Annotated in this window: 13 protein-coding genes; 6 read left to right on the top strand and 7 right to left on the bottom strand. The window is 69.2% G+C overall.

Annotated elements, in window-relative coordinates; all coding sequences use genetic code 11:
- Position 1 precedes the first annotated feature (1 nt).
- Entirely contained in the window at positions 2 to 3,883 is a 3,882-nt protein-coding gene (locus AYJ57_RS16020; RefSeq protein ID WP_066108179.1) for a non-ribosomal peptide synthetase, read from the top strand.
- Positions 3,884 to 3,885: 2 nt separating this feature from the next.
- Here the strand turns inward: AYJ57_RS16020 and AYJ57_RS16015 are convergent, their stop codons facing one another.
- Complete coding sequence (locus tag AYJ57_RS16015; protein WP_066108176.1) at positions 3,886 to 4,764, bottom strand: alpha/beta hydrolase; 879 nt, start codon at positions 4,762 to 4,764, stop codon at positions 3,886 to 3,888.
- Between the two features lie 151 nt (positions 4,765 to 4,915).
- Here AYJ57_RS16015 and AYJ57_RS16010 point away from each other — a divergent pair, with 151 nt between their 5' ends.
- From AYJ57_RS16010 to AYJ57_RS15995, 4 genes are read left to right on the top strand one after another with little or no spacing between them, the layout of a single operon-like run.
- Positions 4,916 to 5,998: an ABC transporter substrate-binding protein gene (locus tag AYJ57_RS16010; RefSeq protein WP_237220255.1), complete on the top strand. Its 1,083-nt coding sequence runs from the start codon at positions 4,916 to 4,918 to the stop codon at positions 5,996 to 5,998.
- Positions 5,995 to 7,038 carry a FecCD family ABC transporter permease gene (locus AYJ57_RS16005; protein ID WP_066108170.1) on the top strand — a complete coding sequence of 348 codons (1,044 nt, stop codon included), beginning with the start codon at positions 5,995 to 5,997 and terminating at the stop codon, positions 7,036 to 7,038. Before AYJ57_RS16010 ends, AYJ57_RS16005 begins: the two co-directional genes overlap by 4 nt.
- Entirely contained in the window at positions 7,035 to 7,820 is a 786-nt protein-coding gene (locus tag AYJ57_RS16000) for an ABC transporter ATP-binding protein (RefSeq protein WP_066108167.1), read from the top strand. Before AYJ57_RS16005 ends, AYJ57_RS16000 begins: the two co-directional genes overlap by 4 nt.
- 22 nt (positions 7,821 to 7,842) lie before the next feature.
- Complete coding sequence (locus tag AYJ57_RS15995) at positions 7,843 to 8,385, top strand: cytochrome b (protein WP_066108165.1); 543 nt, start codon at positions 7,843 to 7,845, stop codon at positions 8,383 to 8,385.
- Between the two features lie 46 nt (positions 8,386 to 8,431).
- On the opposite strand, the gene AYJ57_RS15990 is transcribed toward AYJ57_RS15995, so the two are convergent.
- The 4 genes from AYJ57_RS15990 to AYJ57_RS15975 form a co-directional block, all read right to left on the bottom strand.
- The gene (locus tag AYJ57_RS15990; RefSeq protein WP_066108161.1) at positions 8,432 to 9,415 is read right to left on the bottom strand and encodes a TRAP transporter substrate-binding protein; all 984 of its coding nucleotides are present in this window, start codon (positions 9,413 to 9,415) and stop codon (positions 8,432 to 8,434) included.
- Between the two features lie 11 nt (positions 9,416 to 9,426).
- The gene (locus AYJ57_RS15985) at positions 9,427 to 10,716 is read right to left on the bottom strand and encodes a TRAP transporter large permease (protein WP_066108159.1); all 1,290 of its coding nucleotides are present in this window, start codon (positions 10,714 to 10,716) and stop codon (positions 9,427 to 9,429) included.
- Complete coding sequence (locus AYJ57_RS15980) at positions 10,713 to 11,291, bottom strand: TRAP transporter small permease (protein WP_066108157.1); 579 nt, start codon at positions 11,289 to 11,291, stop codon at positions 10,713 to 10,715. The genes AYJ57_RS15985 and AYJ57_RS15980 overlap by 4 nt, the downstream gene beginning before the upstream one ends.
- Before the next feature lie 178 nt (positions 11,292 to 11,469).
- Complete coding sequence (locus AYJ57_RS15975) at positions 11,470 to 12,048, bottom strand: TetR-like C-terminal domain-containing protein (protein WP_066108155.1); 579 nt, start codon at positions 12,046 to 12,048, stop codon at positions 11,470 to 11,472.
- Between the two features lie 137 nt (positions 12,049 to 12,185).
- On the opposite strand from AYJ57_RS15975, the gene AYJ57_RS15970 reads away from it, so the two are divergent.
- Positions 12,186 to 13,427: a multidrug effflux MFS transporter gene (locus AYJ57_RS15970; RefSeq protein WP_066108152.1), complete on the top strand. Its 1,242-nt coding sequence runs from the start codon at positions 12,186 to 12,188 to the stop codon at positions 13,425 to 13,427.
- A gap of 33 nt (positions 13,428 to 13,460) precedes the next feature.
- Here the strand turns inward: AYJ57_RS15970 and AYJ57_RS15965 are convergent, their stop codons facing one another.
- Together AYJ57_RS15965 and AYJ57_RS15960 are read right to left on the bottom strand one after the other, a co-directional pair.
- A complete protein-coding gene (locus tag AYJ57_RS15965) occupies positions 13,461 to 14,252 on the bottom strand; it encodes a 3-keto-5-aminohexanoate cleavage protein (RefSeq protein ID WP_335740019.1) in 792 nt (263 codons plus the stop codon).
- On the bottom strand, positions 14,249 to 15,571 hold the full coding sequence (locus AYJ57_RS15960) for an aspartate aminotransferase family protein (RefSeq protein WP_066108147.1): 1,323 nt from the start codon (positions 15,569 to 15,571) through the stop codon (positions 14,249 to 14,251). The genes AYJ57_RS15965 and AYJ57_RS15960 overlap by 4 nt, the downstream gene beginning before the upstream one ends.
- Positions 15,572 to 15,576 lie beyond the last annotated feature (5 nt).

Here is a 15,576-nt window from a genome sequence, read left to right as displayed (position 1 = left end):
CATGGCGGCCGCGGCGCAGGCCTTCCCGCTGACCGAGGCGCAGGAAGGGCTTTGGTACGCGCAGGCGCTCGACCGCGCGAACCCGATCTTCAACTGCGGGCAGTATATCGAACTTTGCGGCCCGCTCGATGTCGCCCGATTTACCCGCGCTTTTGATGCCGCTGTCGCGCAGACACCGGCGCTGCGCCTGCGCTTCGGCATGGTGGAGGGCGCGCCCCGGCAGTGGCTGGCCGAGCAGGGGCTGCGGCTCGAAGTGGTCGATCTGTCGGCGCAGGACGATCCGGCGGGCGAGGCTCTGGCGCGGATGCAGGCCGACAGTGGCCGTGCGGTTGATCTCGCCGCCGAGCAGGCCGGGCATTTCGCGCTCTACCTCCTTGGGCCGGACCGGGCCTTCTGGTACGAGCGCATTCACCATCTGGCCACCGACGGTTTTGGCATCGTGCTGCTGACCAACCGGGTGGGCGAGATCTATTCCGCCGAGACGCTGGACAAGCCCGCGCCCTCCGCCTTTCCGGGGCTGGAGCCGGTGCTTGAGGATGCAGACGCCTATCGCGCCTCGGACCGGCGCGCCGAGGACGGGGCCTTTTGGCGCGGCGAGATGCGCGGGCTGGAAACCGTCGCCGGGCCCGCCGAGGGCCGCGCCGTGACCTCCACCCGTTTCGACCGCGCGCGGCTCGATCTGCCGCTAGAGGTCTGCACCGCGCTGAAGGCGCGCGCCAAATCCGCTGGCGTTGGCTGGCCCGATGCGCTGACCGTGCTGAGCGCGGCCTATTTCTCGCGCGTCTCGGGCAGCGGCGAGCGGGTCTATGGCCTGCCGTTCATGGCCCGCATGGGCTCCAAGGCCGCCCGCGTGCCCTGCATGTGGATGAACGTGCTGCCCTACCGCTGCGCGCCGGACGAGGATGCGCCGCTTGAGGGCCTTCTGAAGGCCGAGGCACAGCGCCTTGCCGCGCTGCGCAAGCACGGGCGTTACCGCTCGGAACAGCTGCGCCGCGATATGCGCCGCACCGCCATCGACGCGCGGCTCTACGGGCCGATGATCAACGTACAGCCCTTCGACATGCCGCCGCGCTTTGCCGGGCTCGAGGCGCATCTGCACATCCTCGGCGCGGGAGCGGTGGATGACATCACCGCCACCTTCCGCGGCGACGCGACCACCTCGCTGTCACTGGAGATCGACAGCAATCCGGCGCTCTACACCGCCGAAGACGCCCGCGCGCATCTGCACCGGCTGGCGGCGTTCCTCACCGCCGCGCTTGAGGCGGAAACGCTCGCCGAAGTGCCGACGCTGACCGCGTCCGAGCAGCAGTGGGCGGTGCAGGAGGTCAACGCCTCGGACCATCCGCTGCCCGAGACCACGCTGACCGAGCTGATCACCGCGCAGATGGCGGCGACGCCGGAGGCGCCCGCCGTGGTCTTCGAGGATCGGACGCTCAGCTATGCCGAGCTTGACCGCCGGTCCGCCGCACTGGCCGCCGCGCTGCGCGCGCGCGGTGCAGGCCCGGGCAAGGTGGTGGGGGTGGCGCTGCCGCGCTCGGAGCATCTGGCGGTGGCGCTGGTGGCGATCCTGCGCGCTGGGGCCGCCTATGTGCCGCTCGACCCCGAGAACCCGGCACCGCGCCTTGCCGTGCTGATCGAACGCACGGGTGCGGTGGCGCTGCTGGCGGAGCGCGATCTCGACGCGGGCGGCATGGCGCCTTTCGCGCCCGAAGACTGGCCCGCGACCGGCGCAGCCCCCGAGCCCGGCATCACCCCGGATGATCTGGCCTATATCCTCTTCACCTCTGGCTCCACTGGCGAGCCGAAGGGGGTGATGATCGAGCACCGCGCCATCGTGAACCGGCTGCTGTGGATGCGCGATCACTATGGCTTTGGGCCCAGCGACCGCATTTTGCAGAAAACCCCCACCACCTTTGATGTGTCGGTCTGGGAACTGTTCCTGCCCTTCCTCTGCGGCGCCACGCAGGTCTTTGCCGCGCCCGGCGCGCATCGCGACCCGTCGGCCATCGCCCGGCTGGTGCGCCGCGAGGCCATCACCACGATGCATTTCGTGCCCTCGATGCTCTCGGCCTTCCTCGAGGCCCCGGCCTCCGAAGGTCTGGCGCTGACCCGCGTGTTCTGCTCGGGCGAGGCGCTGACCGCCGAGCATCGCGAGCGCTTCCATGCACGGATCAGCGCCCAGCTTCACAACCTCTACGGCCCGACCGAGGCGGCGGTGGATGTCACCTATTGGGACGCCGCGCCGGATGATCGCAGCGCGCCGCTGCCGATCGGCTTCCCGGTCTGGAACACCCGCGTTCAGGTGCTGGACGGGCGCATGCGCCCGGTGCCGCCGGGCGTGCATGGGCAGCTCTACCTTGGCGGCGTGCAGCTGGCGCGCGGCTATCTCGGGCGGCCCGACCTGACCGAAGAGCGGTTCATCCCCGATCCCTTCCGCCCCGGCGAGCGGCTCTATGCCACCGGCGATGTGGCCTACCTGCGGCCCGATGGCGCGGTGGTCTATGCCGGGCGCGCCGATCATCAGGTGAAGATCCGCGGCATGCGGATCGAGCCGGGAGAGATCGAGGCGGCGATCAAGCAAACCGGCCTCGTGCGCGACGCCGTGGTGCTGGCCCGCAGCGATGGCGGCACCGAGCCGCGGCTGGTGGCCTATGTGCTCGCCGCGCCCGGTTTCGACAGCGCGCCGCTGCTGGCCGAGTTGGCCACCGCGCTGCCCGCGCATATGGTGCCGTCTGCGGTTGTCACGCTGGACAGCTGGCCGATGACCACCTCGGGCAAGCTCGACCGCAAGGCGCTGCCCGCGCCGCTGCTCGAGATGCCGCAGGGCGCGCCGCCGGTCGGTCCGGTCGAAGAGCGCCTCGCCGCGCTCTACCGCGAGGTGCTGCATCTGCCCGACACGCCGAGCCGTGAAGCGGATTTCTTCGATCTGGGCGGCGACAGCCTGACCGCGCTGACGCTGAGTTTCCGCATCGAGGCCACCTTCGGGCAGGATCCGGGGCTGGGGCAGATCTTCGAGACACCGGGGCTGGCGCAACTGGCCCGCGCGCTGGAGATGGCCGACACCGCCCGCGCCGGTCTGGCGCCGCTGCTGCCGCTGGCAGGCGGCGAGGGCGCGCCGCTCTTCATCCTGCATCCGGCGGGTGGTCTCGGCTGGGGCTACCGGCGGCTGGCACGGGCGCTGACCGAGCCGCGTCCGGTCTACGCGCTGCAATCGCCGCTGTTGACCGGTGAGGGGCTGCCGGGCAGCCTGCGCAGCCTTGCCGCCGATTATGCCGAACGTATCTCGGCGCAGGCCCCTCAGGGGATGATCCACCTCGCCGGTTGGTCGGTGGGCGGCATCCTCGCGCAGGAGGTGGCGGTGGAGCTTTCGGCACGCGGACGCGCGGTTGGGCTGGTGGCGATGCTCGATGCCTATCCTGCGGAATGTTGGCAGGCAGAGCCCGAACTGACCGACGCCGAGGCGCTGCGTGCGCTCTTGGCCATCGCCGGGCATGACCCCGACAGCCACCCAGAGCTCGACAGCCGCGCTGCGGTCGTCGGGTTCCTGAAACAGGGCGGCACGCCGCTCGGCAGTCTGCCCGATGCCGTGCTCGACGCGGTGGTGCAACTGGTCACCGGCACCAACCGGCTGATCCGGGGTCACGACCAGCGCAGCTATGGCGGGCGCGTGCTGCATGTGCGTGCCGCGCGTGATCATGCCGGGCGCGATCTGCACGCGGGTCTGTGGCAGCCGCATGTCGCGGCGGTCGATGCGCTCGACCTGCCGCTGCTGCACCCCGAGATGGTCTCGCAGGCTGCGGCAGAGCGGCTGGGACCGGAGTTCTCGGCCCGTATGGCCGAGGCCGAGGAGGGCGCGTGTGCCCCGGGTGCGCGCCGCGCCTGAGGTCAGGCGCGGGCGGCCAGCGCCAGCGAGCCCGGCAGCGAAGCGGGCAGCGAAGCGATATGCACAGCGCCGGGAAAGACCTGCGCGCTGATCTCCAGCCCGGCGGGGGTGCCGCGCAGCCGCTCGATCATCCGCAGGGTCGGCGGCGGCGGTCCGTCGGGCTGCGCACCTGTGCTGCCGGTGCGTTTCTCGCGGTCGCCGACACCGAAATGCAGCGTCCGCGCGGGGCCGTCGGTGATCTTGCGCGTGTCGATCAGCCGGGTCACCAAAGCTTCGTCCCACCAGACCGAGGGGCTGATCGCGGCGTAGCGGGCAAAGGCGGCGGGTACGCTCAGCGCGGTATAGAGCGTGAAGAGCCCGCCGAAGCTGTGCCCCCAGAGCGTGCGGCGTGCTGCGTCCACCTGCAGGCCCTGCTCAATCTCTGTGCGGATGCCGCCGGTCAGCCGGTCAAGGTACCGCTCGCCGCCGCCCGCCATGCGCTCGGGGTGATGCGGGTCGGGCCTCGGCGTGGCGCCCGGCGTCTCGGGCGGCGAATAGTCAAAGATGCGATGGGCGCGGGCGAATTGCTTGTCGGTGTCATAGCCGATGCCGACGACGATCAGACCCGGAACCGCTTCGAGCAGTGCGGGCGTCAGGAAATCGAAGGCGGCATTGCCATCGAGCATATAGAGGATCGGCCAGCCGCCCTCGGGCGCCGGGGCCTTGGGCAGCGCGAGGAAGACGCGCGTCGCCGGAGCCTCTTTCGCCTCGGGGCCGCAGGTCTCGCGCGGCAGCACCCGGCTGCTCAGCACATGAGAAGAAACCGGAGTCGCAAGGATTTCCAGCGTCGCAGCCTGTCCGCGATGCGGCGGCAGGGAGGGCTGAGGGGCAGGGTCGCGCATGACATTCCGCTCGCGGGCTTATTAGTTGACAATACCACTCAAGTAATTTCCCTTGGCGCCGGCTGCAATGGCCGATCGCGCTGAAGAAAGGACCCCCATGACACTGTGTCTCAGGCATCCGCGCAATATCCGGGCGGGATGGCTCCCGGCATTGTTTCTGGCTCTCGTGCCGCTGCTGACGTTTTTGGCGCTGCCGGCGCAGGCCGAGATCCGCGTGACGGATATTGCCGGGCGCGAAGTGGTTCTGGACGCGCCTGCGAAACGCATCGTGCTGGGCGAGGGGCGGCATCTTGCGGTGTTGGGGATGCTGCATGACAATCCGGTGTCGCTGGTCGCCGGCTGGCGGCAGGACAAGGGGCTCGACCCGGCCACCTATGACGCCTATCTCGCCAAGTTTCCGGCGCTGAAGGATGTGGCGCCGGTGGGGGCGGGCAACCGGCTGCTCTCGGTCGAGAGCACCATCGCACTGATGCCCGATCTGGTGCTGCTGAGCGTGATGGATGCGGACGCGCCGCAGATGGAGATGCCGCTGCGCCAGCTTCAGGCGGCTGGCATCCCGGTGGCCTTTGTCGATTTCTTCACCGCGCCGCTCGAGAACACGCTGCCCAGCCTGCGGCTGATCGGCACGCTCACTGGGGCCGAGGCGCGGGCCGAGGAGTTCGCCGCCTTCTACGAGGAGCATCTGGGTGCGATCCGCGCAAAGCTGAAGGCCGCCCAGCCCGAGCCGCCGCGCGTCTTCATCCATGTGCATGCCGCGCCGACCAATTGCTGCGCCACCATCGGGCCGGGCGTGTTCGACGAATTTGTCGAGGCGGCGGGCGGCTACAACATCGGCCGCGATAGCGTGCCCGGCGTGATGGGCAACGTCGGGCTCGAGAATTTGCTGGCGGCCGACCCGGACGTCTATCTCGCCACGGGCGGCGCCCATATGCAGGCGCGCGGCGGGCTGGTGCTGGGCGCGGGCATCGAAGAAGACACCGCGAAGGACAGCTTTGCGCAGCTGCTCGCAGCGCACGGCTTTGCCGATCTGCGCGCGGTCTCCGAAGGGCACGCCATCGGCATCTGGCATCTGTTCAACGATTTCCCCGCCCATATCGCGCTCATCGAGGCGCTGGCCAAACGCTTCCATCCCGAGGTTTTCGCCGATCTCGACCCCAAGGCCACCATGGCCGAATTCGAAGCGCGGTTCTCACCCGTCGATATGACCGGAAGCTACTGGATCGAAAGCGAATGACCGCGATCGAGACCATTCTGGCCGAGCAGTCCCGGCGCAGCCAGCGGCGGGTTCTGCTGGTCGTTCTGCTGGGGTTGGGGGCGCTGGCCTCGGTGCTGCTCGATCTGGTGTCGGGCCCCTCTGGCCTGCCGCTCGATCAGGTGCTGCGCGCGCTGACCGGGCTGGGCGAGGTGCCCAAGGCGGCAGAGGTGATCGTCTGGCAGGTGCGCCTGCCGGTGGCGGTCATGGCGCTGCTGGTGGGCGCGGCGCTGTCGCTCTCGGGGGCCGAGATGCAGACCGTGCTCGACAACCCGCTGGCCGAGCCCTTCACGCTGGGCATTTCGGCCTCAGCGGCGCTTGGCGCGGGGGTCGCCATCGTGCTCGGCCTTGCGATCCCCGGCATCCCGGCGCTCTGGGCTGTCTCGGGCAATGCCTTTCTCTTTGCGCTGCTGGCGCTGGGGCTGCTGCAACTGGCCTCGGCCCTGCGCGGCGGCGGCTCTGAGGTGGTGATCCTGCTTGGCATCGCGGTCAACTTCACCGCTGCGGCGCTGCTGGCGCTGGTGCAATTCGTGGCCTCCCCCGATGCGCTGCAACAACTGGTGTTCTGGACCATGGGCAGCCTCGTCAACGCGCGATGGGAGGGCATCGCGGTGCTGGCGCTGGTGCTGGCCGCCTGCCTGCCGTTCTCGCTGGCCGCCTCGTGGCGGCTTACGGCGCTGCGGCTTGGCAATGATCAGGCGCAGGGCTTCGGCCTCGACGTGGCGCACCTGCGGCGCTGGACGCTGGTGCGGGTGAGCCTGCTGGCCGCCGCTTCTGTCTCGATGGTCGGGGTGATCGGCTTCGTTGGCCTTGCCGGGCCGCATATCGCGCGCATGGCGGTGGGCGAGGATCACCGCTTCCTGCTGCCTGCAAGCCTCTTCACCGGGGCGCTGCTGATGTCGCTGGCCTCGGTCGCCTCGAAACTGCTGGTGCCGGGCATCCTGCTGCCGGTGGGCATCGTGACCTCGCTGGTCGGCCTGCCGGTGTTCTTCGCCCTCGTACTGCGGAAGGACATGCGATGAGCCTCGAGATCAAGGGCCTTTCAGTGGCGCGCGGCGCGCGCAAGGTGATCGACGGGCTGACGCTGCCGCCTTTCGCCATGGGCGAGTTCGCGGTGATCGCCGGGCCCAACGCGGCCGGCAAATCCACGCTGCTGCGGGCCATCGCCGGGCTGCTGCCTTCGAGCGGCGAGATCACGCTGGAAGGGCAAGCGCTGCACGGTCTTTCCCGCGCCGAACAGGCCAAGCGCGTCGGCTTCATGCCGCAGACGCTGGAAAGCCGCTCGGCGCTTTCGGTGCTCGACAGCTTGATTGTTGCGATGAATGCGGGCGGCGGGCTGACCGGGCGCACGCTGCGCGGCCCGGCGGCGGCACGCCACGCGCTGGAAGTGCTGGAGCGTTTCGGGCTGTCCGATCTGGCGATGCGCCCGATGGCGGCGCTCTCGGGCGGTCAGCGGCAGGCGGTGGGTCTGTCGCAGGCGATGATCCGCGATCCGCAGCTTCTGCTGCTCGATGAGCCGACTTCGGCGCTTGATCTGGCGCGGCAGTTCCACCTGCTGTCGGAGGCGCGCAAGCTGGCGCGCGAGGGGCGCATCGTGATCGCGGTGCTGCACGATCTGGCGCTGGCGGCGCAATGGGCCGACCGGGTGGTGCTGCTGGAAGGCGGCGCGTTGCACGCGGCGGGCGCGCCTTCGGAGGTGCTGACGCCGGACAGCCTGTCGCGGGTCTACGGCATCGACGCACGGGTCGAACGTTGCTCGGAAGGGCGCGTCATGGTCATGGTAGACGGGCTCTCGGGCCCCTAAATTTCTCGGAGATATTAGACACATGCAATTGCTCGACAGTGAAACGCGCTATGGCGCCATCTCGCGGCTGCTGCACTGGGCGCTGGCGGCGCTGATCCTCTGGCAGTTCCTCGGCATGGGATTGAAGCTGCTCTTTGGGCGCAATGGGTTTACCGGGTTTTTCGTCGGCACGCACCAGAGCGTGGGCTTCGTGATCTTCCTGCTGGTGGTGCTGCGGGTGGCCTGGGCGATCCTGAGCCGCAAGCGCCGCCCGTCACATGGCGAGGGCGCTCTGGGCAAGGCGGCAGCGGCGGGGCATGGCGTGCTCTACCTGCTGATGCTGGCGATCCCGACGCTGGCGCTGCTGCGGGCATGGGGCGGCACCCGCGGCTTTGCTCCTTTTGGCACGCAGATTTTCGCCCCGCGCGAGGCGGAACTGGCTTGGGCCACGGCACCGGGCAATCTGGTGCACGGCGAGCTTGGCTGGGTCATGGCCGTGGTGATCGCCGGTCACATCGCCATGGTCGCGCTGCATGAAGGGCTGTGGCGCGATGGCACGCTGCGCCGCATGGCGGGCCGCGGCTGAGACCTAGCGCGGGGCGCCGCCACATGGCGGTGCCCCGCGCGGCACCTTAAAGCTCGGCCGCCTCGGCCTCGAGCCGTTCCAGCACCGGCGTCATGACCCGCCATTCGCTGTACCATGCGTCCACGGCACCGCCGAAGTAGCTGCGGTCCACCGATCGAACCGGGAAACCCGCCTCCTCGATCTTCGCGCGGTAGATCGCGTCGATTTCCTCATAGGTCGCGCGCAGCTCTTCCAGCGTCTCTGCCACCGCGCCGTCGATCAGCGCGCGGTCCTCATGCGACAGCGTCGCCCATCGCCGCCCCGACCCCACTGCGATCATCGGGAAGATCATGTGATCCGAGGCGAGCATCTCGGAGGCATGTTCGAAATAGCGGCTGTTCCACGTGCCTTCGAAGTCGATCTGCATGCCGTCGATCTGGCCGTTCGCCAGCGCATCGTAAAGCGCGGGCAGCGGCAGGGGCGTCGGCGCGGCCCCGACGCGGCGCCAGAAGTCCAGCTCTTGCGCCAGAGGCACGGTGCGGATCTTGCGCCCCTGCAGCGCCTCCCCGGCCGGGGCCGGTTCGCGCAGCAGCACCTGCCGCATCCCCGCCATGCCAAAGCCCAGCCCGACCAGCCCCAACCGCCCGGCCTTGGCCAGCAGTTCCTGCGCCGTGGCGCCTGCCAGCAAGCGCCGCGCCTGACCCATATCGCGCACCAGATAGGGCGCGGTGAGCGCGCCGAACTGAGCGTTCCGGTTCGACAGCTCGCCCAGCGTCAGGAATGCCATATCAAGCGCGCCTGCCTGCAACTGCTGCAGCATCTGCGCCTCGCTGCCGAGTTGACCCGCCGCATGTACCGACAGCGCAATGCGCCCGCCGCTGGCCTCTGCCAGCCGCGCGGCCAGCGCCTCGGCGCTCTTGCTCCACTGGTGGCTCGGCGGGGTGATCAGCCCGATGCGCAGCGTGCCGGGACCGGCCAGCGCTGGCAGGGCAGGGGCGGCGCTCAGGGCGCTGCCCGCGATGACGGTTTTCACGAACGTACGACGGTCCATGGGGGGTCCTCCTAGATGGTCAGCAGCGGCCAGATCGACACGGCGATCAGCACTGCGAAAGCGGCGGCAAGAAAGGGCATCAGCCGCGCGGCGATGCGTCCGGCGGGCTCGCCCGAAAGGCTCGCCGCCGCGAAGAGCCCGGCGCCGACGGGCGGCGTCAGCAGGCCAAGCGACAGGTTCATGCAGATCACCAGCCCCAGATGCACCGGATCGAGCCCGTATTGCCCGGTCCCCAGCGGCAGCAGCACCGGCACCGTCAGCAGCAGCGCCGGGATCGGGTCCATCACCATGCCGACGCCGAGCAGCAGCAGGTTCAGCAGCAGCAGGAAGACAAGCGGGCTCTCGGTGCTGGCGGAAAGCCAGCTGCCCAGTTGCGCCGGGATGCCCGCATAGGCCAACACCCACGCCAGAAGCTGCGCGCAGGCCACCAGAAACAGCACCACCGCCGCCCCGAGCGCGGCGCGGGTGAACAGCCCCGGCAGATCAGAAAGGGTGATCTCGCGGTAGACAAAAAGCCCCAGACCCAATGCCAGCAGCGCCGCCAGCCCGCCAGCTTCGGTCGGTGTGGCCATCCCGCAGAGGATCGAGACCACGACAAAGAGCGGGATCAGCAGCGCCGGCAGCGCCTCGCGCAGCACCCGCGCCCTTTCATTGTTCCCCAAATACGCAGCTTCGACCTCGCCAGAGGCGGCATCGCCTGTCGCTCCTCCCGGCCATGGCACCCGCCGCGCCCGCCAGTAGATCACGCCGAAGAACGCCAGCCCCATCAGCGCGCCTGGGACCAGCCCGGCGACAAAGAGATCGCCGATCGGCACCTGCGCGATCACCCCGTAGAGGATGAACAGCATCGACGGCGGGATCACCGGCGCCAGCATCGCGCCCGCGGCGGTCAGCGCCACGGCATCGGCGCGCGGATAGCCCGCCCGGACCATCTGCGGCACCGCCATACGGCTCATCACCGTCAGCTGGGCGACGGTCGAGCCGAGGATCGCGGCAAGCATGACGTTGGCGATGAGGCTCACATAGGCCAGCCCGCCGCGCACCGGCCCGACCAGCAGCCCCGCCAGCGCGATCAGCCGCCGTCCCGTGCCGCCCGCGTTCATCGCCTCGCCCAGCAGAATGAAGAGCGGCAGCGCCAGCAAGCCATAGCTCTCGATCCCGGCGACGAATTGCTGCGGCAGGCTGGCAAAAAGGATCATGTCGCCGCGCAGGATGATCAGCAGCACCGCGCTCAGCGCCAGCGCCGCCGCGATCGGGACGGCAAGGGTCAGCATCCCGGCAAAGGCAAAGACGGGGATCATTGCGGGGTCTCTCCGCGCAGGTCCATGGCCAGCAGCAGCGCGGCGTGCAGCGTGCCGCCAAGGGTGAAGAGCGGCAGCACCAGCCAGATCCAGATCTTGCGGATGCCCAGCGTCTGCGTCGGTTCGAGGTAAAGAAAGTTGAAGCTCGCATCCGCCAGCGCCTGCGCCGAACCGGCGGCGCGCAGCCCCGGCAGGTCGAACCAGCGCCAGACCACAAGCCCGAGCCCGGCAAAACCCGTCAGCAGCAGCGCATCCGCCAGCACCCGCAGCGCTGCGGTGCCGCGGCGGCCAAGGCGCTCGGGCAGGAAGGTCAGCGCCATATGCCCGCGGCGGCCAAACAGCGCCGCAGCGCCGAGAAAGCCCGACCAGACCATGGCAGCCACCGCCGCCTCATCGGCCCAGATCAGCGGTGTGCCAAGGCTGCGTGCCACAGCGCCAGCACAGCTGATCAGCAGCACCGCCGCGAGCATGAGCCCTGCGAGCCCGGCCTCGATCCGGGCCAGACGCGCGTTCATCGCGGCAAGACGCGGCCGGCAGTCGGCAGGGCTGGAAGAGAGGGCTTGGGCGAGGGGCATCAGGGCTCGGGTCGGCAATCATCAAAAGAAACGCGCGGGCGTTGCGGGCGGTATCGCGCGCATAGATGAGTGTTTCAATCAAGTTTTGCCGTGGCGTCAGACTGATCCCCGGTATCCCGGTCAAGTTGTGGTGAACCGGTGACAAATCCCCGCGCGCCGCAGGCCGATATCCCTGACTTCAACGCGCGAAGACCTCGGCGGCAAGCGCCCGCGCCAGATGCGCATCCACCGGCGCGCCATTGAGCAGCCGGTACCAGAAGGCGCCGTGGATCATCTGCGACAGGATCAGCGGATCGCGCCCTGCGGCAAGCTCGCCGCGCGCTTGCGCCCGGCGCAGCAGGTCGGTGACGATCGCTTCGCGTGGCGCCACAAACCGCGTGTGCAGCGCCGTACGGAATCCGCCGTCTTCCTGAGCGGCGGCGATCAGCGCGCAGAGCGTGTCGCCATCCTCGGTGAGATGCGTGAAGACCTGCGCGAGGAAGGCTTCGAGCTGCGCGGCAAAGCTGCTGCTTTCGTCCGCAGCCGGGAGAGCGACATTGCGACCGGCTTCCTCGAATACCGCGTCGAGCACCAGATCGGCCTTGGTGTTCCAGCGATTGTAGAGCGTCTGTCGCGCCACCCCGGCGGCTTGGGCAATAGCGGCGATCGACATCTTCGCATAGCCGCGTTCCCGCACGAGGCGCAACGCCGCCGCCTTCAACGCGCGGCCCGCTTCCTCGTCGCGCGGTCTGCCGCTCTGCCTTGCCTCGTCCGACATGCACATTCTCCTGTCTGCCGCCGCACAGAACGACCGCATTGATTTATGGACTGTAGTCTATTAAGTGCTTTCTAGACTCAAGTCCATTATTCAGCCCGCGCCGGAGCGGGCGTTCATAGCAGATCGGAAAATTCGCCATGCAGCAACCGCAGCCCGCAAGCTCTCCACCCATTTCGCTCAGCCAAGGCCGCCGCACCGCGATCACCGCGACGCTGGCGCTGCTGTCGATCTTTCCGCCGCTTGCGACCGACATGTATCTTGCCGCCATGGGCGATATCGCCGAGGCCTTCGGCACCGGCCATTCCACCATCGAACTGTCGCTGTCGCTGTTCTTTCTCGGGCTCTGCCTTGGTCAGCTGGTGATGGGGCCGCTGCTTGACGCCTATGGGCGCAAGGGCCCGCTGCTGGCGGGCGTCGCGCTCTTCTCGGGCTGTTCGGTGGCGCTGCTCATGGTCGAGGACATCGCGGTTTTCAACGCGCTGCGTCTGCTGCAGGCGGTCGGGGCCTGCGCGGGCATGGTGGTGGGCCGCGCGGTGGTCAACGATCTTTACGAGGGGCGGCAGGCGGCCAAGGCGATGACCGTTCTGGTGATGCTGATGACCCTCGGGCCGATCGTGTCGCCGACGCTGGGCAGCCTGCTGCTCGAAGGCTTTGGCTGGCGTGCAATCTTCGTGGCGATGGTGCTGGTGGGTCTGCTGGCGCTTGCACTTTCGGCGCTGGTGATCCCCGAAACGCTGCCGCGCGAGCGCCGGGTCTCGGCGCCGTTCCGCAGCGCCGCCCGCACCGCGGGCCACCTGCTGTCGCGGCGCGAGTTTGTCGTCCCGGCTGTGGTCGCGGGGCTGATCCAAGGCGGCATGTTCGCCTTCATCACCGGCTCGTCGGGCGTGTTTCAGGGCGTCTTCGGGCTCAGCTCGCTATCCTACGGCCTGCTCTTCGCGGCGATTGCGGCGGCGCTTTTCCTGTCGGGTCAGCTCAACAACAAGCTGCTCGACCGGTTCGACCCGGCCCGCATCATGGCGGCAGGACTGCCGGTCTACGCGCTGGCGGGGCTGGCGCTGGTCGTGCTTTCGGGCACCGAGGCGCTGTGGGTCTTCGTGGCACCGCTGTGGCTGGCGATCGGCATGGTCGGCCTGCTGAGCGCCAACGCCATGGCGATCACCATGGGCGCGGCGCGCGAGGGCGCGGGCATCGGCTCGGCGCTGCTTGGGGCGATCCAGTTCGGCTTGGCCTTCTCGGTGTCGTCCTGCGTGGCGCTGGGGGGCAGCGGGACGCCCTTGCCGATGGCGCTGGGGCTGCTGGTGCCCGCGTCGCTGGCGTGGCTGCTGTGGACGGTCGGGCACCGGGGGCAGGGTGCCGAGGCGGAGATGGCCGAGGCCTAAGCGCTTACGCGTTTGGTCTGGGCCTGTTCCGGCTCAGACCTTTTCTGCCCGCGCGGCCAGCACCGAGACAAGCGCGGCGACCTGTCCCGCGTTGTCTTTGGCCGGGCTGCCATCGGGGCGCTCGATGTTGTTCTCAAAACCGATCCGCATGCCGCCGCCCAGTTCAGCCGTGCGCAGCAGGCAGGTCTCTTCGGTGCGCCCGAAGGCGCAGGCGGCCCATTGCACGCCCTGCGGCAGCGCCTCCGCCGCGCGCAGGAAACCATCGAGGTCTTCGGGCTGGGCCAGTGTCGGCGGCGCGTAGCGGCCAAGAACGAAGAGCACCTGCCCGGGCGGCGGGATCAGCCCCTCGGTTGCCAGATGTGCCAGTAGCGTCACCTGCTCGGGGGCATAAAGGATGTGCTGAAGGGCGATGCCCTCGGCGTCGGTCTCTGCATAGAAGCGCTGCGCTTCGGCGTCCGGGCAGGGATCGGGCCACATCTCGCGCAGGGCCACCGAGACACCCTCGGGCCTGAGCGTGCGCACCAAAGCGCGCTGCGCGTTGGGGCTGTAGAGCCCGACCGCCTCGGTGGTGATCTGAACCGGCATCTCGGGCACCGCGCGCGCCATCTCTGCCAGCAGTTCGCGGTAGAGCCCGGCGTCGAGCACGTGCTTGGCCGCGGCGTCGCGCACATGGGCGTGCAGCGCTTCTGCGCCGGCGGCGAAAGCGTCTTTCGCCGCACCCACGATCTGCGGGATCGTTTCGGGCAGGGCAGGGTGGTCCGTGCGCGTGCGGCGCGCGCCATTGGGGGCCAGCATGATGCGCGGCAGATGTGCCAACCGGCTCATGCGGCGATGGCCCGATCAATGGCGCGGCTCAGTTTGCCGACCAACTCGCCGATCTGCTCTTCGGAGATGATGAAGGGCGGTGCCAGCAGCACGTGATCGCCATGCTTGCCGTCGAGCGTGCCGCCCGCCGGGTAGCAGATCAGCCCCTCTTCCATCGCGAATTTCTTCACCTTGCCGTTGATCTTCAGCGCCGGGTCGAAGGGGGTCTTGCTGGCACGGTCCTCGACCAGTTCGACGCCACGGAAGAGGCCGCGCCCACGGATGTCGCCCACATGCGGATGCTGGCCGAGCGCCTCGGTCAGCGCCGCCTGCAGAGAGGCGCCCCGGCTGCGCACCTGCGTCAGCAGATCACGCTCCTGAATGGCGGTGAGCACGGCGCGCCCGGCGGCGGCGGCCAGCGGGTGGCCGTGGTAGGTGTGGCCGTGCTGGAACGCGCCCGAGCCTTCGGCGATGGCATTATAGATAGCCGAGGTGCAGAGCATCGCACCGATGGGCATGTAGCCCGCACCAAGGCCCTTGGCGATGGTGACGATGTCGGGCGAGACCCCGTCCTGCTCGCAGGCAAACAGCGTGCCGGTGCGGCCCATGCCGCACATCACCTCGTCGAGGATCAGCAGCACGCCGTGGCGGTCGCAGATCTCGCGGATGCGCTTGAAATACCCCTCGACCGCCGGAACCGCGCCCGCCGTGGCACCCACCACCGGCTCGGCGATGAAGGCCATGACCGACTCTGCGCCGAGGCGCTCGATCTCCGCTTCCAACTCATCGGCGGCGCGCAGCCCGTAAGCCTCGGCGCTTTCGCCGTCTTCGCGCAGGCGGTACTCATAGCAGGGCGCGATATGCGAGGTCTCGACCAGCAGCGGCGCGTATTTCTCGCGGCGCCATGCGTTGCCCCCGGCGGCCAGCGCCCCCAGCGTGTTGCCGTGATAGCTCTGGCGGCGGGCGATCACCCGGTGGCGCCGCGGCTGGCCGGTCTCGAGGAAATACTGCCGCGCGAGCTTGATCGCCGCCTCGACCGCTTCCGACCCGCCCGACAGCAGGTAAACCTTGTCGATCCCCTGCGGGGCGTTCTGGATCAGCAGATCGGCCAGCCCCTCGGCAGGCTCGGAGGTGAAAAAGCCGGTGTGGGCAAAGGCCAGCTGGTCGAGCTGTGCATGGATCGCGGCCCGCACGTCCGGGTCGGAATGCCCGAGGCAGGACACTGCCGCGCCGCCCGAGCCGTCGAGATAGGCGCGGCCCTCCGCGTCGTGGATATAGCATCCCTCGCCGCGCACCGCCAAAGGCAGCTGCGCGTTCGAGCGTCCGAAGACATGTCCCATTGAAG

It is taken from the genome of Salipiger sp. CCB-MM3, from assembly GCF_001687105.1.
GTDB lineage: Bacteria > Pseudomonadota > Alphaproteobacteria > Rhodobacterales > Rhodobacteraceae > Salipiger.
The sequence above is the reverse complement of the archived record's forward strand: the minus strand, read 5'-3'. Positions and strand labels throughout refer to the sequence as shown.